Genomic DNA, 23511 nt, shown 5'->3' on the forward strand with positions numbered 1-23511 from the left:
CCGCCCCTACCTTCCGTTGCGAAAGCAGCAGTCAGCGACGGAGGTCGAACATGTCAGTGAGGTCACAGGGAACGGATCGTACGGCGCGGTTGGCGCGGGCCGCAAAGCTCGCGGACGGAAAGGTCTGCCCGCCGGATCGGGCGACGGCGTTGATCGAGGCGGTCGTGGTGCCGGGCGACCGCGTCACCATCGAGGGCGACAACCAGAAGCAGGCCGATTTCCTTGCTGCAGCGCTCGCGAATGCGGACCCTACGCGCCTGCACGATCTGCACATGGTGCAGTCGGTGCTGGCGCTGCCCGACCATCTCGCCGTGTTCGAGCGCGGCATCGCGAACCGGCTCGATTTCGCCTTCGCCGGACCGCAGAGCCGCAAGCTTGCCGAACTGGTGACGAACGGCACCGTCAAGGTCGGCGCGATCCATACCTATCTCGAGCTTTACGCCCGGATGCTGGTCGACCTCACGCCGCGCGTGGCACTGATCGTCGCCGACAAGGCCGATCGCGATGGCAACCTCTACACCGGTCCCAATACCGAGGACACGCCGACGATTGCCGAAGCCGCGGCCTTCCGGGGCGGCATCGTCGTGGTGCAGGTCAACGAGATCGTCGATCGGCTGCCGCGGGTCGACATCCCCGGTGACTGGGTCGATTTCGTGGTTCCCGCTCCCAAACCCTACGCCATCGAGCCGCTGTTCACGCGCGATCCCGCCAAGGTGCGGGACGAGAACGTGCTGATGGCGATGATGGCGATTGCCGCCGTCTACGAGCCGTACCAGGTGCAGCGATTGAACCACGGCATCGGCTACGCCACCGCCGCGATCGAGCTGATCCTGCCGACCTACGCGGCTGCGCGCGGCCTGAAGGGCAAGGTCGCCAGCCACTTCGTGCTCAACCCGCATCCGACTCTGATCCCCGCCGTGGAGGCCGGCTTCGTCGACAATGTCTATTGCTTCGGCTCGGAGCTCGGCATGGAGCGCTATGTCGCACAGCGCGCGCATGTGTTTCCGGTCGGTGCCGACGGCAATCTGCGATCGAACCGTGCGCTGGCGCAGGTCGCCGGGCAATATGCCTGCGACATGTTCGTCGGCGCGACGCTGCAGATCGATCCGCAGGGCAACAGCTCGACGGCCACCAAGGGACGGATCACCGGCTTCGGCGGCGCGCCGAACATGGGCGCCGATGCGCGTGGTCGCCGCCACGATAGCCCGACCTGGCTCCGCGCCGGCGAGGAGGCCGGCGATCCCTTACGCGGACGCAAGCTCGTCGTGCAGATGGTGCAGACGCAGCAGCCGAACGGCGCGCCGAGCTTTGTCGAGCGGCTGGACGCGTTCGACCTCGCTGCTTCTGCCGGCTTCGCGCGACCGCCCATCATGGTCTATGGCGACGACGTCACGCACGTCATCACGGAGAGAGGCGTCGCCAATTTGCTGCGCTGCCGGCTTCCCGCGGAGCGCGAGGCAGCGTTGCGTGCGGTTGCTGGTGACACCGAATTCGGCCGACGGCGGTCGCCGGAGGCGAGTGAGGACCTGCGCCGCCGCGGCATCGTGATGCTTCCGTCCGATCTCGGCATCGACGTCCGGAGCGCGACGCGCGACCTGCTCGCCGCACGGACGATCGACGATCTGGTGACGGCCTCGGGCGGGCTCTACGTGCCGCCGGCCAAATTCCGCAAGCCGGCCGCGACCCATGCTGCATGAGGAGATGACCATGACCCCGACCACCGAAACCCCGGGCACCGCCCACGACGCGACGTCGGCCCGGCTCGACCACGCCAGGCAACTCGCTGCGGCGCTGTTGTCGGAGCGCGGCGAAGCCGCCGGCGCTCTCGTCGCGCGCGAACTGCATGACGTGATGCGCGCGCTCGATGCCGACGACCGGCTCGGCTTCCAGCGTCATCTGGCAACCGGATTTCAGCCCGACGCAGCGGTGCTGCGTGCCGCGGCGGAACGCTACCTCGTGGAGGCGACGGCCAAATCCGCGGCTGCGCTGGCGCAGGCCGCCGATCCGCCGCGCCAGGAACTGCTGCGGCGGATGAACATGGCGCCCGGCGGGACCGCCGCGTTGATCGCGATGCGCAGCGAGATCGGCGCGCGGCTTCGCGACGAACCGGTCTTGAAGCTGCTCGATGCCGACCTCAAGCACCTGTTTTCGTCGTGGTTCAACCGCGGCTTCCTCGAATTGCGCCGGATCGACTGGCAATCGCCGGCCGCCGTGCTGGAGAAGCTGATCGCCTATGAGGCGGTGCACGAGATCAAGGGCTGGGACGATCTGCGGCGCCGGCTTGCGCCGGACCGCCGCTGCTTCGCTTTTTTTCATCCGGCACTCCCCGGCGAACCCTTGATCTTCGTCGAGGTTGCGCTGGTGCAGGGGCTGGCGGCGTCCATGCCGCCGCTGCTGGCGCAGAATGTGGACGAAGAGGTCGCGCGTGCGCAGGCGGCAGGCGCGGACACGGCGATCTTCTATTCGATTTCCAACTGCCAGGAGGGCCTGCGCGGCGTGTCGTTCGGCAATTTCCTGATCAAGCAGGTTGTCGAGGAACTGAGGGCCGAATTTCCGCAGCTCAAGCGCTTCTCGACGCTGTCGCCGATCCCGGGCTTCCGGCGTTGGCTCACGGCCGAGCTTGCTGGAGCCGGCGCGTCCGCCGGAGCAATGGCGGCTGCGCTGGCGCAAGACGGCTGGTGGAACGATTCCCGGCAGAGCGAAGCACTGCACCCGGTCCTGATGCGGTGGTGTGCAACCTATCTGACGCGACCGGCATCAGGGGGAAACCGCATCGATCCGGTGGCACGGTTTCACCTTGGCAACGGCGCGCGGCTCGAGCGCATCAACTGGCTCGGCAACACAACTATTCGTGGGATCGGGGAATCCTTCAGCATCATGGTCAACTATCTTTATGACCACGACAGTATCGAGGCCAACCACGAAGTCTTTGCCCGCGACGGCGCCATCGTCCGGTCGCCCGACGTCGATGCCCTGCTGCAAACCCATTGAGCCCTCGCGCGACCGCATTCAGATCCACGACACCTCAACCAGGAGATAAGCCATGACCATGAGCAGACGCACCTTTGCCACCATCCTCGCCGCCGGTGCGACGGCTTCGCTGATGTCGACACGCGCGTCTGCGGCCATCGCCGCGCCCCCCAAAGCGCGCAACGTCGTGCTGGTGCACGGCCTGTTTGCCGACGGCTCCTGCTGGTCGGAGGTGATCCCGCGCCTGCAGGCGGCCGGGCTCAACGTCACAGCGGTGCAGAATCCGCTGACGACGCTACCCGAAGCCGTCGCATCCGCCGAGCGGGTGCTGGCGCGGCAGGACGGTCCGACGGTCCTGGTCGGCCATTCCTTCTCCGGCATGATCGTGACCGAGGCCGGCGTGCATCCGAACGTATCCGCGCTGGTCTATGTCGCGGCACGCGCGCCCGACGCGGGCGAGGATTACACGGCGCTTGCAAAGACCTATCCGACGCCGCCGGCGAGCGCGGGAATCGTCTTCGACGGCGATGAGGGCCGCCTCTCCGAGGAAGCCTTCCTGCGCGACTTCGCCGGCGACCTGCCGGCAGCGAAAGCCAAGGTGCTCTACGCGGTGCAGGAGCCGTTCCACAAGGCGCTGCTGGCGGGCAAGACCGCCAATGCCGCCTGGCGATCGAAGCCGAGCTATTACGCCGTCTCGACCGAAGACCGCACCATCAATCCCGACCTCGAGCGCTTCATGGCCAAGCGCATGGGCGCCAAGACGATAGAGGTCAAGGCGAGCCATCTCGCGCTGATCTCGCATCCCGAAGAGATCGCGGGCCTCATTCTCGAGGCGGCGGGACAATAAGCGTGACGATCACTCGGCAGGCAGAAGCGAAGACGGCTTCTGCCCCTGCCGTCGTGCGGAAACCTGGCCCTCGAGTTCGAGGCGAACACTGTCCACGACACTGGCCCAGTCGCCTCGCTCCGGCTGCCTGAACAGCTTCATCGACGAATACCACGGGCTGTCGTCGCGATTGAGTAGCCAGCGCCAATCCGGGTTGAAGGGCAGCATCGTCCAGACCGGTGCGCCGAGCCCACCGGCGAGATGAACGACGCTGGTATCGACCGAGATCACCAGGTCGAGACAGGACACCAGGGCCGCGGTGTCGCTGAAATCCGTCAGATGGTCCGAGAGATCGAGGACGTCCTTGCGCTCGTCGAGGAAGGCGCGGTCCTGGTCCCGGACACCCTTTTGCAGGGAGACGAACTGGACGTCGCAATCCAGCAGCGGCGCAAGCGCGCGCAGCGCGATCGACCGGTTATGGTCGTTCTTGTGACCCGGATCCCCCGACCAGACCAGACCGACGCGGAAGCGATTGCGGGGACCGAGCCGGTCTTCAAGACGGTCTTGCCACGCCGTCACGCGCTCTGCCGCCGGCGCGGGAAGGAAGCCTTCCGGGAACGGGATCGTATTGAGCCGCGTCTTGAACGCCAGCGGGAGGCTGCCAAGCGGGCAGTGCAGGTCGAACGCGAGCGACGCCGCAGCTTCCCGGCTGGTGCATTCCGCGACGCCGGGGATCCCGGCCAAAAGCTGCTGGATCGGCGGCCGCACCCCCAGAATGACGCGAGCCCCGAGCGCGGCCACCATCGGCACGTAACGTGCAAACTGAAGGGAGTCGCCCAATCCCTCGTCGCAATACAGCAAAATGGTCTTGCCTTCGATCGGTTGCTCGCCGCGCCAAAGCGGTTGGGCAAAGCCGGGATCGGCGAGACGGAGAGACGACGCTTTCCAGCGGGCCTCGCGTCCCGCCCAGCCACGCTCGAAATCTCCGGTCAGCAGCTGAAGCAGCGCGAAACTGAAAATCGTCGACGCACGGTTCGGATCGATCGCGAGCGATCTGCGAAACGCCGCGGACGCCTGATCCAGCAACTGCAGATCAAGCAACATCCAGGCCTTGTTGGCAAGCGCTGCGGCAAAATCCGGACGAAGTGCCACCGCGCGATCGATGCTCGCAAAGGCCTGATCGGTCCGGCCAAGCTTCCAATGCAGCAGGCCGAGATTGTTGTGCGTTTCCGCCGCGCGCGCGTCCAGCGCAATGGACCTCGCGAAATCTTCCTCCGCCTCCGCGAGCCGGTTCATCTCCTGGAGGCAAATGCCGCGGATCCGATACAGGCTTGCGGAATCCGGATTCAATCTCTCGGCCGCGTCCAGGCAGTCCAGGGCTTCCGCGTGGCGGCCGAGGTCGAGCAGCAGCCGGCCGCAATTCTCCGCGGCCTCGACATATTGCGGACTGAGTTGCAGCGCCTGCTGGAAGTGCAGCAGAGCCTCGTCCGTGCGCTCGAGTTGCCAGAGCTGATGGCCGAGATAATTCGAGACGAGCGCATCCTCTCGCATGAGGGGCAAGGCCTCGCTTCGGTGCGGCGGTGTGTCAGGCCGCCATGCGGACACCAGCGCCTCCAGCTCGCGGCGAACGTTGTCCACGACGCTGGCCCAGTCGTCTCGCCTGTGTTGCCGGAACAGCCGCATGGACGAATACCATGGGCTGTCGTCGCGGTTGAGCAACCAGCGCCAATCCGGGTTGAAGGGCAACATCGTCCAGACCGGCGTGCCAAGCGCGCCTGCGAGGTGCACGACGCTGGTGTCGACCGAGATCACCAGATCGAGAGCGGCAACCAGCGCCGCCGTCTCGCTGAAATCGGTGAGCTGCTCCGTCAGGTCGAGAATGTCCTCGCGTTCGCGAAGGAAAGCACGGTCCTGATCCCTGATGCCCTTTTGCAAGGAAACGAACTGGACGTCGCAATCCAGCAGCGGCGCAAGCGCGCGCAGTGATATCGACCGGTTGTGATCGTTGTTGTGGCCGGGATCCCCCGACCAGACCAGGCCGACGCGAAAGCGCGTGCGGGGACCAAGCCTGTTCTCCCACGCTGTCACGCGCTCCGCCGCAGGCGCAGGAAGAAAACCTTGCGCGAACGGGATTGTGTCGAGCCGCGTCCGGAACGCCAGCGGCAGGCTGCCAAGCGGACAGTGCAGGTCGAACGCCATCGACGTCACAGACGATCGGTCGACACAATGTGCAACGCCCGGTACACCGGCCAGAAGCTGCCGAACCGCAGGCTTGACCTCCAGGATGACCTGGGCGCCGAGCGCGGCCACGAAGGGCACATAGCGCGCAAACTGAATCGAGTCGCCCAGGGCCTCGTCGGCATGAAGCAGGATGGTCTTGCCTTCGAGCGGCTGGTCTCGCAGCCAAAGGGCTTGGGAGAATCCGCGATCGGCGAGGCCGAGAGACGATGCCTTCCAGCGCGCTTCGCGCCCCGGCAGGCCCCGCTCGAAATCTCCGGTCAGCATCTGCAGCAGCGCGAGATTCCAGATCGTGTCGGCATTGCCGGGCTCGAGCGCCAGCGATTGGTGAAAGGCCGCGAAGGCGTCGTCCAGCAATTGCACGCTCCACAGCGCGCGTGCCTTTTCGTTGAGCGCTGCGGAGAAAGTCGGACGCAGCGCAAGCGCGCGATCGAAGCTCGCGAAGGCCTGCTCCATGCGGCCAGATCGCGAATGCAGCGTGCCGAGGTTCTTGTGTGTCTCTGCCTCGGTGGGGTTCAGCGCAATCGATCGCTCGAAATCGGCCCGCGCCTCCTCCAACCGGCCCAGCCGCTGCAGGCAAAGCCCGCGCGTCTGATACAGCGGCGCGACATTCGGATTGAGCTTCGCGAATGCGTTGAAACAGTCCAGCGCTTCGGCGTACCGACCGAGATTGAACAGCGCCTGGCCCTGTTTCGCAGCCTCCAGACTCTTGGCGGCCGCCAGATTTTGCGGCGCGATCTTCTGCGATTGCTTGGCCGCGGCCCGGCGTTCTTGACGGTTCATGAAGGGACCAGAAAAGCTGTGCTTGAGGGGGCTACCGAGCGCGGCCGGAGGGTCCCGTTGAGACATTTTCTGGTGCGAGGCTGGTGCGAAGCTGGCGTGGCCCGAACGTTCGAATACACTGAAGCGAATCGGAGACGCCGTAACTGCGGCCGGATCCAGCCTCGCTGATCGAAACTAAGATCACCGCACCCCCGTGCCTTTGCACCGCTGGCACTTCACCACCTTGTCGCCCTTCTTGAGCAAACCTTTGCCCTCGCAATTTTTGCACTTCTGCTTCTTCTTGATGTTCGGGCCTTTTTCACTGGTCATGATGGTCTCCTGCCGCGAGGATCCAGGCGGGCGCGGATGACATTGCCAGTTTCAATCGATGGCGTCTCCGGAAAATTGAATCTTATTCACGTGCTCTGCCGCGCTCAAGTGCCGGGCACGGAGTGAGCCGTCATTCGATGTCGTCTGCGGGCCTTTTCTTGGAGGCAATCGCTGTTGTGGCTTTGAACATGATAGGGCGGGCTGCCAGGCAGCAATCCCCACAAATACGTGGCCCGCAGACTCTTCTGATTCACGGCACTGTGGCCGTGGACTTACTTGGCAAGCCTCGTCTTGATCTCGGAGAGACCGGCATCGTAGACACCGTTCAGCGCTTCCGTTGCAGCCGTCTCTTTTCCTTGGTCCGGCGTATAGGAGCCGCTCCAGGTTACGGTTGACGTCCCGTCCGCGTTGGCCGTGACCTTGATGGTCGAGGCATAATTGGTGACGGGAAGCGGGCTGGCGAGAAAGGCGTAGGAGTAGCTGCGCTCGGCGTCGTTCCGCGCGGTTTGCCTTTCCACAAAGGCGGCCTTGCCGTCCTTCGTGACGAGGATGCGAGTCGGCGGCGCCTTGCCATCCTCGATGCATTCGCCGACCGGCGGTAGCCAGTTCTTGATGGCGCAGAACGGACCGATCAAGGCCCACACTGCAGATGCGGAGGCTTTTACATCGGCGCTGCGCGAAATTGTTGCCGCGAGGGCAGGCGGGACGCCGCTGCTCAGAAGCAGGGCGATGCCGAGCATCGTCAGGAACGTCGAACGCAGGCTCGGAGAGGTCAAATGTTTGCTCATTGGAAATCCTGTTCATCTGGAGTTGGGGCTCTCGCCGTCGACGAAAGCGACGACAGGAGAGAGCCAGGTCCGGTGGGGCCGGGAGCCGGCATGGGGACGGACTACCAGCCGATATCGTGGGCAACCAGTTCAGGAACTGAATCACGACCGGTACAGAAACTGAACTGGAAGCGGGAGCACTCCAGCGCTAGACTCTCTTTCGTCGAGCAGGAGGGAAGCATGGCCGTCGGAAGCTACAAGCAGTTCTGTCCGGTCGCGATGGCGGCGGAGGTCCTGTGCACGCGCTGGACCGTGGTCTTGCTGCGCGAACTCGTCGCCGGCTCCACTCGCTTCAATGAACTGCGTCGGGGGGTGCCGCGAATGTCGCCGGCTCTGCTTTCGCAGCGGCTCAGGGATCTCGAGGCTGCCGGAATCCTCGCCCGCGAGGCGTCGGCGTCGGATCCCGGAATCTTCGAATATCACCTGACCGCGTCGGGGCGCGAACTCGGGCCGATCGTCGAGGCCTTCGGCCTCTGGGGACAGCGCCGCATTGAGGCGGACCTGTCGCTGCAGCATCTCGACGTTCAGCTTCTGATGTGGGACATGCGGCGCAACCTGAATACGTCGCCGATGCCGAAGGGGCGCAACGTGATTCAGTTCGTCTATCCCGAGCTTGCCGCCACGCAGCGATCCTGGTGGCTGATCGTCGATCCCGAGGATGGCGTCGATCTCTGCTCGGTCGATCCTGGTTTTGACGTCGACCTGTTTGTCTCGGTCGACCTGCGCACCATGACGGCGATCTGGATGGGGCTCGACACCGTACGGGCTGCCGTCGGCAGCCAGCGGATGTTGTTGACCGGCGATCGCAAGATCGCATCGGCGATGCAGACCTGGCTCGGCCTCAGCCCGTTCGCGAAGGAGCGCAAGCTCGCGAGTTGAGGGCAAGTACAGTTCCAGAACTGGAAGTGACCCGAACCTCCCTGATAGTCGAAGTGCATTGTCCAACTTCGAAAGGGAAACATATGAAGCACGTCGGAAGCTGCTTTTGCGGAGCCGTCAGGCTCGTCGTCACCGGTGCGCCGGAGGCGATGGGATATTGTCATTGCCGCTCCTGTCGCTCCTGGTCGGGCGGTCCGGTCAACGCCTTCAGCCTTTGGAAGGCCGAGGCGGTCGAGATCACATCCGGAGCCGAGAACGTGGCGACGTACCAGAAGACGCCGCTCAGCGAGCGCCGCTACTGCAAGCAATGCGGCGGTCATCTCCTCACCAATCATCCGCCGCTCGGACTGGTGGACGTGTTCGCCGCGACGATACCGACGCTGGATTTCCAGCCCGGGGTTCACGTCAACTACGCCGAGACGGTCCTGCCGATGCGCGACGGCCTCCCGAAGCTCCGGGATTTTCCGGCCGAACTCGGCGGGTCCGGTGACACCGTTGCGGAGTAACGGTCCTCATCGGCAGTTTGACCACGCCCGCCCAAAGGAAAGGCCGTCCGACTGTGGCTCGCGAGCCCGACAGTTGATGCACCAGGAATTTTCATCGCAACCACGAGATTGAACATGCGTCGGCTTTCGATGATTGCCCTCGCAACAATTCAATGCACGCATTTATAGAACAGGAGATCAGAATGAAAATCGTCCCGACGACCCCCGCGCATGTCAGCCGCCGTCGCCTGATGGCATTCGCCTGCAGTGCGATTGTTCTGTTCGCGTGGTCGACCTCACCGGCGTCTGCCCGGGCATCCATGTGCGATCGAAAATGGGTGAGCTGCAACAATTCAAGATGCACCGGCACGAAATGCATGCAGAAATGCGACCAGCAATATTCGAAGTGCAGAAGCGGTCCGTTCGCGGACTGAGCGGTGAGCGTGTAACTGCCTCATAGGTGGAAATCAGCCGACCGCAGCGCCAGCCGCGGCCGGCGCATCGCGCGATCCTGATGCGAGCGCCGCGACCCTCGTCCGAGAGCGTCACGCATCTTGCGGCGCGGCCGCGCCGGCGGTCCGTCGCCGCGCCGGTAGGAAAAACCCCGCAATCGCGCCGGCCAGCGACAGAGTAGCGGCGAGGCTCATCGCCGCAGCGAAACCGCTCTCGAAATGCGCAACCGAATCGACCCCGCCGTTGGCCGAGAAGTTCGCGACCAGCGCAGCGACGCCGAACATGCCGCCGAGGAAGCGGCCCATGTTGAAGATGCCGGACGCCTTGCCCATTTCGGCCACCGCGACCGAGCTCAGGACGGCGTTCTGCGCTGCTGGCGTCGCCATCGAGACGCCGACGCCGGCCAGCACCAGCGGCGCGACCAGGGCCGAGTAGGGAACCGTGGGACTCACGATCTCCGCGATCCAGCCAAGGCCAATGGCTTGCATCAGCAATCCCGTCACCACCAGCGGCCGCTCGCCGAACCTGTTGACGACCGCGCCGGCGACCGGGGCGGTGACGAACAGCGTCGCCGTCCAGGGCAGCAGGCGAAGTCCGGCGCCGAAGGCGTCGAAGCCCAGCGCGGTCTGCAGGAACTGCGGCAGCAGGAACAAGACGCCATACATCGCGGCGTAGAAGAGGACACTCGCGGACATGCCGGCGGCGACGGCGCGCGATGCAAACAGCCGCATCGGCACCATCGGCGCGGCCGCGCGCAATTCCCAGAGCACGAAGCCGGCTGTGAACGCCAGGCCTGCCATCAGCGTGCCCATGACCTCGGCGCTCGCCCACCCCACGGCGTTGCCGCGCAACAGGCTCCAGACCAGCGCCAGCGCCGCGAGGGCAACGAGCGATATCCCGGGGATGTCCAGGGCGGCCGCCGGTCCGAAGCTTTCGCGCAAGCGTGCCAGCACCAGGGCGATCGCGATCAGGCCGATCGGCAGGTTGATCCAGAACACCCAGCGCCAGCCGAAATGTTCGGTGATGGAGCCGCCGATGGCGGGGCCGATGATCAGCGCGCAGCCGATGATGCTGCTGAAAATGCCGAGCGCACGGGCGCGCTGCTCCCGGCCGAACGTGCTGCCCAGGATCGCCGTCCCCAGCGGCATCACCAGCGCGGCGCCGGCGCCCTGCAGCGCGCGGGCGGCGATCAGCGCGGTCGCATTGCCTGCGAGCGCACAGGCCGCCGATGCAACGACGAACAGGGCGATCCCGGCCGCGAACATGCGGCGGCGACCGAAGCGGTCGCCGAGCGCGGCGCCGGCCAGGAGCAGCACGGCAAAGGTCAGGTTGAAGGCGTTGACGGTCCATTGCAGCGTCTCGACCGGGCTGCCGAATTCGGCGCGGATGGCCGCGAATGCCGTCGTGATGATCATGGCGTCCAGCGCCATCATGAAGGATGCCAGCGCGGTGACGCCAAGCACCCACTTCTGTTCGGCGCGAAAGGTAGGGGTCTGCATCGCCCTGTCTCCGTGTGTCGAGCCGCCCTGTCGCGGCGCGTTCTGCGGGTGAGACGAGGCCGGAGGCGCAAAGGATGCGGCGAAAATAATTTATTCCGGGCCGCATCCTTCGCCGGCCGGCAAACGTCCTTGGAGGGTGACGCGGCCATTGACGCGACCTTGATCCGGAAAAGCGGGGCGACCTCTTTCCGGGAGGGTCATGCTGAAATGGAAAGATGGCGCGCGATGAGCGAGCCAGGTCGCGACATGAACAAGGAGCGCGCGATGAAGCGGACGTTGATCAGATACAAGACCAGGCCGGAGCTGGCCGACAGGAACGCCGAGCTGGTTTCGGCCGTATTTGCGGAATTGAAGGCGGCCAGCCCCGACGGCGTACGCTATCTGACCCTGCGGCTGGAGGACGACACGTTCATCCATTTTGTCGAGGCCGCGACCGAGGACGGATCGAGCCCGATTCCGAAACTCAAGGCGTTTCAGGCGTTCCAGGACGGCATCCGCGACCGCTGCGCCGAGCCGCCGCTGGTTCGTGATGTGAAGATCGTCGGCAACTACCGTATGCTGGACGAATCCTGAACAGGCGAGGCGGAGAAGCAATGGCGCCAGACCCGCTGGCCAATATCGATATCGAGCCCCTGCTGGCGCGGATGCGACCGAAACTGCATCGCTACTGCGCGCGCATGGTTGGCTCGGTCATCGACGGCGAGGACGTGCTTCAGGATGCGCTGATCAAGGCGATGGAAGCGGTGCAGGCGGCCGCGCCCGTCGTCAATCCGGAGGCCTGGCTGTTCCGTATCGCGCACAACACCGCGCTGGATTTCCTGCGTCGCCGCAACCGGCAAGCGGGGCTGCATTCGGCTGAGGAGGTGGACATGATCGCCGACCAGCTCGATGATGTGGAAAGCCGCCAGATCGCTGCGACCAGCCTGCGCACCTTCATGCGGCTGTCGACGGCTCAGAGATCCAGCGTGATCCTGATGGACGTGCTCGGCTGCTCGCTTGCCGAGGTCTGCGACATCATGGATTTCAGCCTGCCGGCGGTGAAGGCCGCGCTGCATCGTGGGCGCACGCAGCTGCGTGAGTTTGCGGGGGAGCCTGACGATATGCCGCAGCCGGGCCTGTCGCAAGCCGATCGCACGCGGCTCAATGCCTATGTCGGTCATTTCAATGCCCGCGACTTCGACGCGATCCGCGCCATGATCGCCGACGACGTCAGGCTCGAGCTCGTCAACCGCACCAGGCTGAAAGGCAAGGTCGAGGTCTCGAATTACTTCGGCAACTACTCGAAGGTCAGCGACTGGCACCTGGTGACGGGGCAGGTCGAGGGACGCCCCGCGATCCTGGTGTTCGATCCGAACGAGCCGGCCGGGCGGGCGAAATATTTCATGCTGCTGAACTGGTCCGCCGGCAAGCTCGCCACCATCAGGGATTTTCGTCACGCAGCCTACGTTATCGATGGTGCGGAGTGCGTGGTGGATGGAGGGTGAGTGGATCAGCACTCGCAGGCGCGAAGGCTTTAGTTGCCCAACGCAATGAGGTCGCTGGAATCGCCAGCGGCCTACCTTCGCGCGAAACAGAGCGCGGTAACGCATCGTGACAACCCCGCTGTCACTGTAATTATCGTGTCTCACTTAAGGGGTGCAGTCCAGTACACTTAATTCGAGCCTTCGAGCCCACGAAAGCGGCCGGCGTCACTGAGTGCACTGTCCCCGTAATCCCGTCGCCTGATGGCATTCGCCTGCAGTGCGATTGTTCTGTTCGCGTGGTCGACCTCACCGGCGTCTGCCCGGGCATCCATGTGCGATCGAAAATGGGTGAGCTGCAACAATTCAAGATGCACCGGCACGAAATGCATGCAGAAATGCGACCAGCAATATTCGAAGTGCAGAAGCGGTCCGTTCGCGGACTGAACGGTGAGCGTGTAACTGCCTCATAGGTGGAGATGCATGGTTCGTCCGCCGTCGCCCTGCGGGCTTCGGCGCGACAGCCTTCGCGCACTTCGGTTGGAGTTCTTGGCACGGGCTTGCCTAGCCGAAGCGAGCGGAACAGTCCTTCGCTCTTCGCCCCTGTGTGGCTGCGCCACGCGTAGCCCGAAGGGCGAAGCGTGGTGGGCCCGGCACTCGAACCTGCAACCAGACCGTTATGAGCGACGGGATTACGGTCGGATTCGTTGATTTTCTTGTGGCTTCGTTTGCTTTCGATCGCGTCTGTTGGTTTTGATGAGATCGTTTCTGGTGCGAAATTGGTGCGGCCCGCGGCCATTGTCGAGACGATAGGACGAGCGACGGGTAGGCCGAAGGAGTTTCCGCCGTCGAACGAGAAGGCGGAGTCATCCGTTCGCTGACGCCTCTCGTCCACGACCGGAGCGGAGCTTGAGCAATCGATGCATTAGCTGTTCTCGCTACGCATCAGGGATTTTCTATGCGTCACGGCGCCAGCAAATGCCGCAGCGTTCGACGCGCCACGTTGAGGGGCTTGGGTCCGCGCTCGACCTTCGCTGAGAGCACAGCGCCTTCCCAAAGCGCCAGAACCGTGCGCGCAAGCTCGGGGGCAGGCACGTCGGTTCGCACGCTGCCGTCGCGCTGCCCGTCCGCCAGGCACTGGGAAAGCGCTTCCGTCCACTGGCGCCACAGCTGCGACAAATCCTGGCGGAAGGCGTCGAGTTGCGCCAGCTCCGCCGTGAAATTGCCGATCAGGCAGCCATCATCGCTATAGCCGAGCGCAGCAAGGTAGCGGTCAAGCCGCTCGAGGCCGGGAAGGCTGGCGTCCCGCAGCAGGGCACGCGCCTTGGCGCGGTCCTCCCAGTAACGCGCCAGCGCCGCTAGGCCGAGAGCATCCTTGCTTTCGAAATGGCTGTAGAAGGAGCCCTTCGGCACACCGGCCGACGAGACGATCTCCTGAACACCGGTCGCATGATAGCCGCGATGATGAAATGCCGTGAGGCCCGCCTCGAGAAGTGCTTCCTTGTGATTGGGTTTGGGCATGGTCAGTTCAGGGTCCAGTTCTCAGCGAAAGGCCTGATGACGTGATCGAACGACCAGGTGGAGGGATGTTGATGCGCGATATGGTAAACCTCGTCTGCAATCGCGTCGGGATGGGCGAAATGGTCATCCGGCTTATCCGGCCAATCCGGGAGCGGCAAAGTGTTCCTCCTCCATGGGGCGTCGATAGCGGCATCGATGGTGATATATCCAACATGCACGCGCTTCGGACCCAAATCCTTTGCCAGCGACTGCGCGAGGATGCGCTGGGCGGCCTTGGTCGGCGCGAAGGCCGGCCGCAGCGGGATGCCCCGGAACGACGACGTGTTTCCAGTGACCATAATGGCTCCCTCGCCGCGGTCGATCATCGCCGGCGCAAGCTTCTGCACCAGATAGAACAGGGAGGTGGTGTTCACCTGAAAATTTCGTTCCAGATCCTCGACCGATGCATCGAGGATCTTGGCGAATGTTGCCGCGACGGCGTTATGGATGAGCACATGAGGAGCCCCTAGCTCGGACTGCACGCGCTCGACAGTTTTACCGAGCCGGTCAAGATCGGCGACGTCGCAAGGATAGCCGCGCGCACGGGGTATCTGCGCTTCGAGTTCCTCAAGCCGCCCGGCGTTGCGGGCGATCATCGCCACACGATATCCGCCTTGTGCGAAGCGCCGTGAGAGCGCCGCGCCGGTCGCGCCGCCGACGCCTGCGATGAGAGCGATCCGATCAGTCATGTCTTCCTCCATGCGCCTCATGCTGCGACCCTTGTCAGCGCGAAGGGCGGTGCGTCTCGATACTCGGCCGCGAGTTCGGCCAGGGCGGGGATTGCGGGAAGCTCCAAATCCGGATTCGTCCGCGCGAGGTACTCCACCGCTACGATAGCGGTGATCGTTGCCGCGTCCAGCGGCGTCGCCCTGAGCGGTCCGCCATTGCGCGCGGCCTCGTTGAGCGCGCCCAAGCCTCCAAGGATCTGCGCCCTCCAGCGCTTGGCTTCGGTCTCAGGGACCTCGCGTCCGCGGAACGAGAGGCTGGTGGCCTGTTCATAAACGCCGTAACCAATCGCCGCGAGCTTGAGCGTCGTCCGCCGGGCTCTCGATCCGGCGGGGATAAGCGGTGCCGAGGGCGTCAGTTCATTGAGGTAGTCAAGGATGGCCGTGCTGTCGATCAGGACCTCGCCATCGTCGAGCACCAGTGAGGGTACCTTTGCCACCGGATTATAACGGCTCGCGAGCTCGAACTCTCGGTAGCCGTTCACGGCCTCATGCTCGAAAGACAGGCCGCGAGAGATCAAGGCCGCCGCGACCCGCCTCGCGTACGGCGACAGATAGGTGCCAATCAGCTTCATACCAACTCTCCTCGTAAGGGCATTCAGGATTAAGGCGACCGGTCATATTGAATGAATACGACCGGTCGTCTATAAAGTCAATCTCGAAATGATTCCGAGCCGGAAACTGATTTGAGCTGGTGCGCGGCTTGCTCGCACTCGGTGCCGCCCTGACGTTCGGCGAACCCGTCGGCTGGCGGCGTTGGCTCGCGATCGCGGCCGGGTTTATCGGCGTTCTCATCGTCGTTCGGCCGGGGCTCGAGGGATTCAACCAGCTATCGTTGTTCGCGCTGGTCTCACATCACCGGATTCACCGATACAACAGAAGACTTGACGGGCAAATGGATCGAACTGCTCAAAGAGATCGCGCCTCCAGTGTCGCGCTGCACCGGTTCGCAGCGATCAGGACATTGACGATAGCTTGGCGACATTTGCTCGTGAGCCGGCGGCGGCGTTGTCGTGATGCGTGACGCCTTCACCGCGGTTCACCACGGAAGCATCGTCGACGCATTGGTGCAGTGGACATAAGCCGAGATTGCGTGAGAGCAACACGATAGGCTCCCAGTTCTTATTTGAAGCTTGCGAAGCCATCCGCCGCGTAGACAACCCTGCCGCCCACGACCGTCAGCACCGACGCCGTGGCCCCAATCTGCTCGACCGGCACAGACATGAAATCCCGGTCGAGAACTGCGAAGTCGGCGAGCTTGCCGGTCTCTAGCGTGCCGCGCCGCGTCTCGTCGAAGCAGAACCAGGCGCTTCCCACGGTATAGAGCCGCAAGGCCTCTTCGCGGCTGGGTGTTTCGTCCGGGCCGCGCGTCGAGAGGCCGCCGACGGTCTTGCCGTCGAGCATCCATTGCAGCGCAACGAACGGATTGTAGGATGCGACCCGATGCGCATCCGTGCCGGCTCCGACATGGACGCCCATGCGCAACGCGGTGCCGATGGGCGGTAGGTGGCGCGCGGCTTCGCCGGCCTGCGCCACGATACGGTCGCCGCCGAGATACATGGCGTCCTGCATGGTCCAGCCGATGCCGAGGGCCTTCATCCGCAGAAGCGTCTCAGACGTGGTGTTGTCGAGATGGGCGATGGACCAGCGCAGCGGCGCGATCGGCGTCTCCTTGTTGACCTCTTCATAGAGGTCGAGCAGCTCATGGACCGATTTGTCTTCCTGCCAGTGGATGGTGACCGTCAGCCCCTGTTTGGCTGCCCAGCGAACGATCTCGAGAAATTTGGCCTTGGCGGCGGCGTCGGGCGCGTTGTTGTTGTACATGGCGCCGGTGATGCGCTCGCCGATGCCGTTGAACCGCAGCATGTCGTCGCCGAATCCCATCGGCAGGAACGGCGTCAGCGTCTTGTACTCCTTGAATTCCGCGCCGACATTCTGGGCGAACAGGCTGAAGGCGACCCGCACCGACAATGATTTCTCGCGCCAGAGCTTTTGCAGGGCGGCGTAATGGCCGGGATAAATGCTGAAGCCGCCGGGATCCACAATCCCGGTAATTCCAAGACGATTGAGCTCCGTGAAGAACTGCCTTGTGCCGGCGACATTCTCATCGAAATTCGGCCTCGGCAGCCGATCGAACAGCGCGGAGATGCTGACGATGGAGCCGTTGAACCACCCAGTGGTGTCGCCCGATGCGGCGCGCTCAGTCGTGATGCCGGCCGGCAATTGATCCGCGGAGATGCCGAGGGCCTGCTGCGCTTTCGGCGTCATCAGCAAAGACGAATAGAACAGCTGGATGTAAGCCGGATTATCAGGGACGGCCGACAGCACCTCGGCGAGCGTCGGCCGCCGCTTCTCCGCAAACTGCAACTCGCTCCAGCAACCGGCCACGATGATCCAGGATTCCGGGCGCGCCTTTGCCGCCTGGCGCAAGCGGTCCATCGCCTCACCAATCGTCTTTGCGCCGATCCAGTTGACCTCGGTCGCATAGGTGAGGCCGGCGCGCACGGCGTGAATATGGGAATCGATCAATCCCGGAATGATCGTGCGTCCGCCTGCATCAACGCGGCGCGTCGCTGGCCCGATCAGGCTGTCCATGGCATCGTTGCCGCCGACGGCAACGATTCTGCCCTCGCGGACTGCGATCGCCTGCGCGATCGTCGATGCGCCATCCAGCGTCACGATTTTTGCGTTCGTGACAACGAGGTCGGCCTTTTGGAGGTCGGCCTTTTGTGCGTAAGCCAAAGTCGCCCAGCACGAGATCACCAAAATCGCGAGAAGCTTGCGCATGTTCGGTTCCGGAATGAGAGAGGCAGGAGCGAGAGAGGCAGTAGCAGCGCTACACATCCGCCGCTGGATGCGCTCGCGGACGTCACGTGTCGCAGAGGGGAGTGTCGTGATCTTGATCATGTCTCAAATAAAATCAGACAGTCCATCGGAAAATTGGCTAATGGCCCAGGGGGCTTGCTGCTATCGCAGCGGACAATTGTAAGTCGCGACGATATAGATTCCACGACGCATCCGTTTCGAAGCAACGATTTCGCAACTTGATCCGAGGTGGCGAAGCCACTCCGAAGCTCCACCGTCCTCAGCGAGGTTATCGCTCGGGTTCGAGACGAGGTAGGCGTCGTTTTCCATGCCGGCCATCCCCCAGCTTTCCCAATCCAGCACGATCGAGTCCTTGTCTGCGAACCCTCTAAGGGCGTCGTCGTGCGTGAGAGACCAAGCCTGAAACCGAAGTTGATCCTTGACTCGCGGCAGTGCCCAGAATGTTCCGCCGATCAGAGTGAGCGTCACGACGAGCGAAATGACTATCGAACGAGCCCGGGGTGATTTCCGCTCGACCCCCGCCCAGATGCAGAGTCCGATGCAAACCAATGCAATCGTGGGCACGTAGACTGAGATAAGAAACAAAAACGTGCCAAAGCTCTTGTCCCACGCCAAGGGAGATGCGGTCGTGACGGTGACGATAGCGGCAACAAAGGGCAGCCAGCGTAGCGTGTGTTCTTCTTTCCCGGGGAATTGAGAAAACGAGGTCATGGCTCTCGGATTTATCAAGAAGATTCCTCGAGTTTACAAGCACAGCCTTCTTGTTTTGCTAAGAGCTCGTGGTGCTGGCTCGCCGAGCGGAAGCCCGCCAACAGTCCGTCTTCGCTTTCGCTTCGCTCCAGCTACGCCGGACACCACGCTTCGCCCTTCGGTCTGCTGCGTGGCTGCGCCACGCGTAGCCCGCAGGGCGAAGCGTGGTGGGCCCGGCAGGACTCGAACCTGCAACCAGACCGTTATGAGCGGCCGGCTCTAACCATTGAGCTACAGGCCCCGCCGCGAGACGACCGCGATGGTAGCGGCCGGCAACGGTGCGCGGTTCGTTTACAGGGATGGAAGCGGGGGTGCAATGCCGGGGCCCGCCGCTCGGAATGTCAGATGCCGCAGGATCCGATGATTCCGAATAACCGAATTTAACGATGATCGGCTTATGCCACTGTTTTGCCCGACGTGTCAAACGTCTTTTGCGGTGGTGCGCGCTGTCGGATCGGTAACCCGCTGAAACTGCCTGACTTTTCTACTGTGCATGGGGTTGTTTTAGAATTTTTGAGGGGGGACCCGAAAGTCCCCCTTGTCCAACCCTCCAATGAGGGTTGCGCGCCACCCGCCTAGTCCACCGACACCCCGGCGAACTCCACGACCTTCTTCCACTTCGCGGTCTCGTCAGCGACGAGCTTGCCGAACTCGGCCGGCGTCATCGGCCTGGGGATGCCGCCGTTCTCGGTCAGCCGCGCCGCCACCTTCGGGTCCTTCAGCGCGTCATCGACCGCCTTGTTGAGGATCTCGACGACCTCGCCCGGCGTGCCCTTCGGCGCGGAGATGCCGTAGAAGCCGACCGATTCGAAGCCCGGCACGGTCTCGGCGATCGCCGGCACGTCGGGCACGGCGGGCCAGCGCTGCGGCGAGGTCACGCCCAGCGCGCGGACATTGCCGCCCTTCGACTGCTCCAGCGCGGACGGCAGATTGTCGAAGATCAGCTGCACCTTGTTGGAGATGATGTCGGGGAAGGCGATCGCCGATCCGCGATAGGGCACATGCACCATGTCGCACTTGGTCATCACCTTGAACAGCTCCGCCGACATGTGCACCGAGGTGCCGTTGCCGGACGAGGCGAACGAGATCTTGCCGGGATTGGCCTTGCAATAGTCGATGAACTCCTGAACCGTCTTGGCGGGAAACGCATTGGAGACGACCAGCATGTTGGTGAGCTGCATGATGCTCGCAACGGGGGTGGTGTCGCGCAAAAAGTCGAACGGCAGCTTCTTGTAGAGCGAGGTCGAGATCGCGTTGTTGGGGGCGACGAACAGCAGCGTGTAGCCGTCGGGGGCTGCGTTGATCGCAGCACCGGCTGCGATGTTGCCGCCGGAGCCCGCGCGGTTCTCGACGATGAATTGCTGGCCGAGGCGATCCGACAGCGCCTGCGCCATGATGCGCGCGACGATGTCGACCGGGCCGCCGGCGGCAAAGCCGATCAGCCAGTGCACGGGGCGGTCGGGGTAGGCGGCGGAGGCGGGAGGGGACGCGGCGAAAAGACCGAACAGAAAAACCAGCCCGAAAACAGCGTTACGCAAAATTCGCAACATGTCGCCTCCCATTGTTCTATTGTCGTTGCGGGCATGCTTTCACAAAAACCGCCCGCTGCCTACATCGCCTCAAGTCGAAGTTGACGCAGGCGCAGCCGGAACGACCATGAAATTCGCTTTTCCCATTCTCGTCAGTGCGGCGCTGCTCGCAAATTCCCTTGCCGGCCCCGCTGCGGCTCAAACCGGAGGCAATGCTATTTCCACCACCACGATCAGCCTGGGCACCGCGACGCCCGGCGGCGGTTTCCCGCTCTATGGTAACGCCTTCGCAGAGGTGATGAATGCGGCGGATCGCACGCTCACCATCGCCCCGCGCAACACCAAGGGCAGCAACGAGAACGTTCCGCTGCTGGAGAAAGGCGAGCTCGATCTCGCATTGGTCGCTGGCGAGCCGGCCTATGAAGCGTTTGCCGGCATCGCGCGCGCTCCGGTGCGGCTGAAGATCTTGACCGCGATCTATTCCAACCCCGGCATGTTCGTGGTGCGGGCGGACAGTCCCTACAGGACGATTCACGATCTCGTCGGTCAGCGGGTTGCGTTCGGCGCCAAAGGCTCGGGCCTTCCGATCCTGGCGCGCTATGTGCTCGATGGCCTCGGCCTGAAGCAGGACGAGGATTTCAAGGCGATCTATCTCGACCGCGCCGGCGACGGCCCCGCGATGGTCGAGGACGGCCGTGTGGCCGCGCTCTGGGGCGCCGGCATCGGCTGGCCGGGTTTCGCGGCGGTCGCATCGAGCGCGTCAGGCGCCCGCTTCATCGCGCCCACCGCTGAAGAGATCACGCGCATCCGCGCCAAGCACGCTTTCCTCAAACCCCTGACCGTGCCGGCCGGCGCCTATCCAAAACAGTCCGAGCCGATCGCCTCGCTCGGTTCCTGGAGCTTTGTGCTGACGCGTGAGGATCTGCCCGACGACATCGCCTATCGTCTCGCCAAGACGCTGCGCGGCGCTGAAGTGACTTTCTGCAAGAAGCTCGCCCAGGCCTGCGAGACCACGGCGGCGAACACGGTCGCCGCCGCGCCGAAGCCGGAGCTGATTCATCCGGGCGTGATGAAGTATTTTCGCGAGATTGGCGTCGTGAAGTGACGGTCGCCTGAGCGGCCGTCACGCTCTCACTTCTTCAGCATCGGGCACGCCGGGTCCGGCGGCCCGAACGCCTTGTCGCCCGAGATCGTGGCGAGGATCTTGTAATAGTCCCACGGATATTTGCTTTCCTCCGGCGTCTTCACCTGCACCAGCCAGAGGTCGTGCACCATCAGATTGTCGTCACGCAAGCGGCCGTTGCGGGCGAAGAAATCCTCGACCGGCGTCTCGCGCATCTTCGCCGCGACCTTGAGCGGATCGTCGGTGCCGGTCGCCTTGATGGCGTTGAGATAGTGCATCACGCTCGAATAGACGCCGGCCTGCCACATCGACGGCATCTTGTTCATCTTGGCGAAATAGCGCTTCGACCATTCGCGGGTCTTGTCGTCCATGTCCCAATAGAACGAGGTCGTCAGCAACAGGCCCTGGGCGGCCTGCAGGCCGAGGCCGTGGATGTCGGTGATCAGTGCGAGAAGCGCTGCCATCTGCTGGCCGCCCTTGAACACGCCGAACTCCGAGCCGGTCTTGATCTCGTTCATGTTGTTGGGGGGACCTGCCGCGATGCCGATGATCTTGGCCTTGGAGGCCTGCGCCTGTAGCACGAAGGAGGAGAGGTCGGGCGTCGCCAGCGGCGGCCGCACCGAGCCCAGTACCTTGCCGCCATTGGCGGTGATGACGGTGGAGGCGTCACGTTCGAGTGAGTGGCCGAAGGCGTAGTCGTCGGTGATGAAGAACCAGCTGTCGCCGCCGCGCTTGACCACCGCATCCGCCGTGCCGACCGCGAGCGCGCGGGTGTCGAACACCCACTGCATTGCGTAAGGCGAGCAGAACTTGCCGTGGAAGTCCGCGGTGCCGGTGGAGTGGGTGATGAACAGCCGCTTCTTCTCGTTCGCGATGTTCTGTACCGCGAGGCCGACGGCCGAGACCGGCACGTCGACGATCAGATCGACCTGGTCGACGTCGTACCAGCGCCGCGCGATCGCGCCGCCGATGTCGGCCTTGAGCTGGTGGTCGCCGATCACGATGCTGATTGGCTTGCCGAGCACGGTGCCGCCGAAATCGTCGATCGCCATCTGTGCCGCCGTCACCGAACCCTGGCCGGTCGGCGCGGAGGCCGGGCCGTTCATGTCGGTGAGCACGCCGATCTTGACGATGTCGTCGGACACCTGCGCCGACGCCGCAACCGGCAGCAGCGCCGCCAAGGGCATCGCTAAAAAGGCAGCCGCGACCGGCAGTCCAAATCTCGCTGGATTCACGCTTGTCCTCCCCTGATCCGGCGCGTTGGCCGAAAGTTGCTTTTGCCGGGTATGGCCCGGCTGAATTGGTTTCTTTTGCAACTATTTTGGGGTGGGCGTCAATCTCAGGCCGCGAAGCGGATCTGCCCGGCGGGCGAGGGATCGTAGCCCGTCAGCTCCTCGGCGCGCTGGCGCAGCCGCCGTTCGCTGAGGAACCGGATCAGGGCCTGCATGGCGGGGCGGAAATAGCTGCGCTGCCGCATCGCGAGGTCAAAATTCTCCCAGACCAGCGGCACGAAATCGAGACCCGCCGAGCGCGCCGCCGAGCGCGTCGCAACGCCGCAATCGGCCTGTCCGGCGCGGACCACTTCGGCGAGATCGGGCCCGGTGAGGGCCGGCGTCCCCACCCGGCGCAGATCGCGCATCGAGGCGCCCGCGCGCGTCAGCAGCACGTCGAGCAGCATCTGCGCGCCCGTGCCCTGTTGCCGCATCGCCATCCGCGAGCCGAGCGCGAGCACGTCGGAGAGACCGCGCAGCCGTTTCGGATTGCCCTGCGGCAGCACGAGACCCTGTTCGCGGCGCACGAACGCGACCAGCAGCGCGTCATGCAGGTGGGGCGCGTCCCGCAGCGCCGTCGCGCTGGCGTCAGAGGCGTGATTGCCTTCGGCATCGAGGCTGTGGAAATGCACGGCGACTGCCATCACCTCGTCGCGTTGCAGGCGCTCGAGCCCACGCGCACTGCCTTCGGTCATCGATCCGAGGCCAGAGCCGGATTCACGCAGGCTCCAATCCAGAAGCTCGTCCTGGCTGCCGCCCACGACCGGAGGCGGCTCTGCTGTCAGCATGCCGGCCGGACGCGCCATGCCCGACAGCACCCAGAGATCGAGCTCGTGACGCGGGAAGAGCCATTTGCCGGTCACCTTGGTGCAGGGGATCGCGCCGTTGGTCACGAGTTCGTAGAGCTTGCGTTCGCCGAGACGGAGATAGTCCGCGGCTTCACTGGTCGTCAGGAATTCCATCCTGCATTCCTATGCAAATTCTTGCTTCTTTTTGAC

Annotated in this window: 20 protein-coding genes, 1 tRNA gene and 1 pseudogene; 9 read left to right on the top strand and 13 right to left on the bottom strand. The window is 64.0% G+C overall.

Features of this window, described 5'->3' with window-relative positions:
• The first annotated feature begins 50 nt into the window (after positions 1-50).
• The 3 genes from mdcA to K3F49_RS36960 are packed head-to-tail and all read left to right on the top strand — an operon-like array spanning position 51 to position 3817.
• A complete protein-coding gene (mdcA, locus tag K3F49_RS36950; protein WP_234685782.1) occupies positions 51-1697 on the top strand; it encodes a malonate decarboxylase subunit alpha in 1647 nt (548 codons plus the stop codon).
• A 10-nt stretch (positions 1698-1707) separates the two neighbouring features.
• Positions 1708-2991 carry a malonyl-CoA decarboxylase gene (locus K3F49_RS36955; protein WP_234685783.1) on the top strand — a complete coding sequence of 428 codons (1284 nt, stop codon included), beginning with the start codon at positions 1708-1710 and terminating at the stop codon, positions 2989-2991.
• Positions 2992-3043: 52 nt separating this feature from the next.
• Entirely contained in the window at positions 3044-3817 is a 774-nt protein-coding gene (locus K3F49_RS36960) for an alpha/beta fold hydrolase (protein WP_234685784.1), read from the top strand.
• A 9-nt stretch (positions 3818-3826) separates the two neighbouring features.
• Here K3F49_RS36960 and K3F49_RS36965 read toward each other — a convergent pair whose 3' ends face one another.
• The 3 genes from K3F49_RS36965 to K3F49_RS36970 form a co-directional block, all read right to left on the bottom strand.
• Positions 3827-6817 carry a tetratricopeptide repeat protein gene (locus tag K3F49_RS36965; RefSeq protein WP_234685785.1) on the bottom strand — a complete coding sequence of 997 codons (2991 nt, stop codon included), beginning with the start codon at positions 6815-6817 and terminating at the stop codon, positions 3827-3829.
• Between the two features lie 180 nt (positions 6818-6997).
• Positions 6998-7126 (bottom strand): hypothetical protein, encoded by a 129-nt coding sequence (locus K3F49_RS39310; protein ID WP_007600646.1) that lies wholly within the window; start codon positions 7124-7126, stop codon positions 6998-7000.
• A gap of 272 nt (positions 7127-7398) precedes the next feature.
• Entirely contained in the window at positions 7399-7914 is a 516-nt protein-coding gene (locus tag K3F49_RS36970; RefSeq protein WP_234685786.1) for an SRPBCC family protein, read from the bottom strand.
• Between the two features lie 219 nt (positions 7915-8133).
• Between K3F49_RS36970 and K3F49_RS36975 the strand changes: the two genes are divergently transcribed.
• Both K3F49_RS36975 and K3F49_RS36980 read left to right on the top strand, forming a co-directional pair.
• Positions 8134-8832, top strand: a complete 699-nt coding sequence (locus K3F49_RS36975) for a winged helix-turn-helix transcriptional regulator (RefSeq protein ID WP_234685812.1) — start codon at positions 8134-8136, stop codon at positions 8830-8832.
• An 83-nt stretch (positions 8833-8915) separates the two neighbouring features.
• Positions 8916-9338 carry a GFA family protein gene (locus tag K3F49_RS36980; protein WP_234685787.1) on the top strand — a complete coding sequence of 141 codons (423 nt, stop codon included), beginning with the start codon at positions 8916-8918 and terminating at the stop codon, positions 9336-9338.
• Positions 9339-9862: 524 nt separating this feature from the next.
• On the opposite strand, the gene K3F49_RS36985 is transcribed toward K3F49_RS36980, so the two are convergent.
• On the bottom strand, positions 9863-11269 hold the full coding sequence (locus K3F49_RS36985) for a DHA2 family efflux MFS transporter permease subunit (RefSeq protein ID WP_234685788.1): 1407 nt from the start codon (positions 11267-11269) through the stop codon (positions 9863-9865).
• Between the two features lie 264 nt (positions 11270-11533).
• Here K3F49_RS36985 and K3F49_RS36990 point away from each other — a divergent pair, with 264 nt between their 5' ends.
• Together K3F49_RS36990 and K3F49_RS36995 are read left to right on the top strand one after the other, a co-directional pair.
• Positions 11534-11842: a hypothetical protein gene (locus tag K3F49_RS36990; RefSeq protein ID WP_234685813.1), complete on the top strand. Its 309-nt coding sequence runs from the start codon at positions 11534-11536 to the stop codon at positions 11840-11842.
• A 20-nt stretch (positions 11843-11862) separates the two neighbouring features.
• Positions 11863-12753: an RNA polymerase sigma factor gene (locus K3F49_RS36995; RefSeq protein WP_234685789.1), complete on the top strand. Its 891-nt coding sequence runs from the start codon at positions 11863-11865 to the stop codon at positions 12751-12753.
• A gap of 939 nt (positions 12754-13692) precedes the next feature.
• On the opposite strand, the gene K3F49_RS37000 is transcribed toward K3F49_RS36995, so the two are convergent.
• Genes K3F49_RS37000 through K3F49_RS37010 form a run of 3 tightly spaced genes read right to left on the bottom strand, consistent with a single transcriptional unit; the run spans position 13693 to position 15589 of the window.
• A complete protein-coding gene (locus K3F49_RS37000) occupies positions 13693-14250 on the bottom strand; it encodes a TetR/AcrR family transcriptional regulator (protein ID WP_234685790.1) in 558 nt (185 codons plus the stop codon).
• Between the two features lie 2 nt (positions 14251-14252).
• On the bottom strand, positions 14253-14978 hold the full coding sequence (locus K3F49_RS37005) for an SDR family NAD(P)-dependent oxidoreductase (RefSeq protein WP_234685791.1): 726 nt from the start codon (positions 14976-14978) through the stop codon (positions 14253-14255).
• A gap of 17 nt (positions 14979-14995) precedes the next feature.
• A complete protein-coding gene (locus K3F49_RS37010) occupies positions 14996-15589 on the bottom strand; it encodes a glutathione S-transferase N-terminal domain-containing protein (protein ID WP_234685792.1) in 594 nt (197 codons plus the stop codon).
• A 131-nt stretch (positions 15590-15720) separates the two neighbouring features.
• Here K3F49_RS37010 and K3F49_RS37015 point away from each other — a divergent pair.
• Positions 15721-15867, top strand: a pseudogene (locus K3F49_RS37015) (EamA/RhaT family transporter); the annotation flags it as partial.
• Positions 15868-16136: 269 nt separating this feature from the next.
• On the opposite strand, the gene K3F49_RS37020 reads toward K3F49_RS37015, so the two are convergent.
• The 4 genes from K3F49_RS37020 to K3F49_RS37035 form a co-directional block, all read right to left on the bottom strand.
• Positions 16137-17801 carry an amidohydrolase gene (locus K3F49_RS37020; protein ID WP_234685793.1) on the bottom strand — a complete coding sequence of 555 codons (1665 nt, stop codon included), beginning with the start codon at positions 17799-17801 and terminating at the stop codon, positions 16137-16139.
• Positions 17802-17981: 180 nt separating this feature from the next.
• On the bottom strand, positions 17982-18551 hold the full coding sequence (locus K3F49_RS37025; RefSeq protein ID WP_234685794.1) for a hypothetical protein: 570 nt from the start codon (positions 18549-18551) through the stop codon (positions 17982-17984).
• A 204-nt stretch (positions 18552-18755) separates the two neighbouring features.
• Positions 18756-18831, bottom strand: a tRNA-Ile gene (locus K3F49_RS37030).
• 334 nt (positions 18832-19165) lie between these two features.
• Positions 19166-20140, bottom strand: coding sequence for a Bug family tripartite tricarboxylate transporter substrate binding protein (locus tag K3F49_RS37035; RefSeq protein WP_234685795.1), 975 nt, complete (start codon positions 20138-20140; stop codon positions 19166-19168).
• Positions 20141-20246: 106 nt separating this feature from the next.
• Here K3F49_RS37035 and K3F49_RS37040 point away from each other — a divergent pair, with 106 nt between their 5' ends.
• Positions 20247-21224 (top strand): TAXI family TRAP transporter solute-binding subunit, encoded by a 978-nt coding sequence (locus K3F49_RS37040; RefSeq protein WP_234685796.1) that lies wholly within the window; start codon positions 20247-20249, stop codon positions 21222-21224.
• Between the two features lie 26 nt (positions 21225-21250).
• Here the strand turns inward: K3F49_RS37040 and K3F49_RS37045 are convergent, their stop codons facing one another.
• Positions 21251-22477 (bottom strand): ABC transporter substrate-binding protein, encoded by a 1227-nt coding sequence (locus K3F49_RS37045; protein ID WP_234685797.1) that lies wholly within the window; start codon positions 22475-22477, stop codon positions 21251-21253.
• 104 nt (positions 22478-22581) lie between these two features.
• Positions 22582-23475 (bottom strand): helix-turn-helix transcriptional regulator, encoded by an 894-nt coding sequence (locus K3F49_RS37050; protein ID WP_234685798.1) that lies wholly within the window; start codon positions 23473-23475, stop codon positions 22582-22584.
• Positions 23476-23511: the final 36 nt, after the last annotated feature.

The organism is Bradyrhizobium monzae (assembly GCF_021458635.1).
Lineage (GTDB): Bacteria > Pseudomonadota > Alphaproteobacteria > Rhizobiales > Xanthobacteraceae > Bradyrhizobium.

What these genes read in the sequence shown, in the direction of transcription:
- K3F49_RS37035 (WP_234685795.1), bottom strand. Translation starts at nt 20,140, where the DNA reads ATGTTGCGAATTTTGCGTAACGCTGTTTTCGGGCTGGTTTTTCTGTTC.
- K3F49_RS37005 (WP_234685791.1), bottom strand. Translation starts at nt 14,978, where the DNA reads ATGACTGATCGGATCGCTCTCATCGCAGGCGTCGGCGGCGCGACCGGC.
- K3F49_RS37020 (WP_234685793.1), bottom strand. Translation starts at nt 17,801, where the DNA reads ATGCGCAAGCTTCTCGCGATTTTGGTGATCTCGTGCTGGGCGACTTTG.
- K3F49_RS36995 (WP_234685789.1), top strand. Translation starts at nt 11,863, where the DNA reads ATGGCGCCAGACCCGCTGGCCAATATCGATATCGAGCCCCTGCTGGCG.
- K3F49_RS36970 (WP_234685786.1), bottom strand. Translation starts at nt 7,914, where the DNA reads ATGAGCAAACATTTGACCTCTCCGAGCCTGCGTTCGACGTTCCTGACG.
- K3F49_RS36975 (WP_234685812.1), top strand. Translation starts at nt 8,134, where the DNA reads ATGGCCGTCGGAAGCTACAAGCAGTTCTGTCCGGTCGCGATGGCGGCG.
- K3F49_RS37040 (WP_234685796.1), top strand. Translation starts at nt 20,247, where the DNA reads ATGAAATTCGCTTTTCCCATTCTCGTCAGTGCGGCGCTGCTCGCAAAT.
- K3F49_RS36955 (WP_234685783.1), top strand. Translation starts at nt 1,708, where the DNA reads ATGACCCCGACCACCGAAACCCCGGGCACCGCCCACGACGCGACGTCG.
- K3F49_RS37010 (WP_234685792.1), bottom strand. Translation starts at nt 15,589, where the DNA reads ATGAAGCTGATTGGCACCTATCTGTCGCCGTACGCGAGGCGGGTCGCG.
- K3F49_RS37050 (WP_234685798.1), bottom strand. Translation starts at nt 23,475, where the DNA reads ATGGAATTCCTGACGACCAGTGAAGCCGCGGACTATCTCCGTCTCGGC.
- K3F49_RS36960 (WP_234685784.1), top strand. Translation starts at nt 3,044, where the DNA reads ATGACCATGAGCAGACGCACCTTTGCCACCATCCTCGCCGCCGGTGCG.
- K3F49_RS37025 (WP_234685794.1), bottom strand. Translation starts at nt 18,551, where the DNA reads ATGACCTCGTTTTCTCAATTCCCCGGGAAAGAAGAACACACGCTACGC.
- K3F49_RS37000 (WP_234685790.1), bottom strand. Translation starts at nt 14,250, where the DNA reads ATGCCCAAACCCAATCACAAGGAAGCACTTCTCGAGGCGGGCCTCACG.
- mdcA (WP_234685782.1), top strand. Translation starts at nt 51, where the DNA reads ATGTCAGTGAGGTCACAGGGAACGGATCGTACGGCGCGGTTGGCGCGG.
- K3F49_RS36985 (WP_234685788.1), bottom strand. Translation starts at nt 11,269, where the DNA reads ATGCAGACCCCTACCTTTCGCGCCGAACAGAAGTGGGTGCTTGGCGTC.
- K3F49_RS39310 (WP_007600646.1), bottom strand. Translation starts at nt 7,126, where the DNA reads ATGACCAGTGAAAAAGGCCCGAACATCAAGAAGAAGCAGAAGTGCAAA.
- K3F49_RS36980 (WP_234685787.1), top strand. Translation starts at nt 8,916, where the DNA reads ATGAAGCACGTCGGAAGCTGCTTTTGCGGAGCCGTCAGGCTCGTCGTC.
- K3F49_RS36990 (WP_234685813.1), top strand. Translation starts at nt 11,534, where the DNA reads ATGAAGCGGACGTTGATCAGATACAAGACCAGGCCGGAGCTGGCCGAC.
- K3F49_RS36965 (WP_234685785.1), bottom strand. Translation starts at nt 6,817, where the DNA reads ATGAACCGTCAAGAACGCCGGGCCGCGGCCAAGCAATCGCAGAAGATC.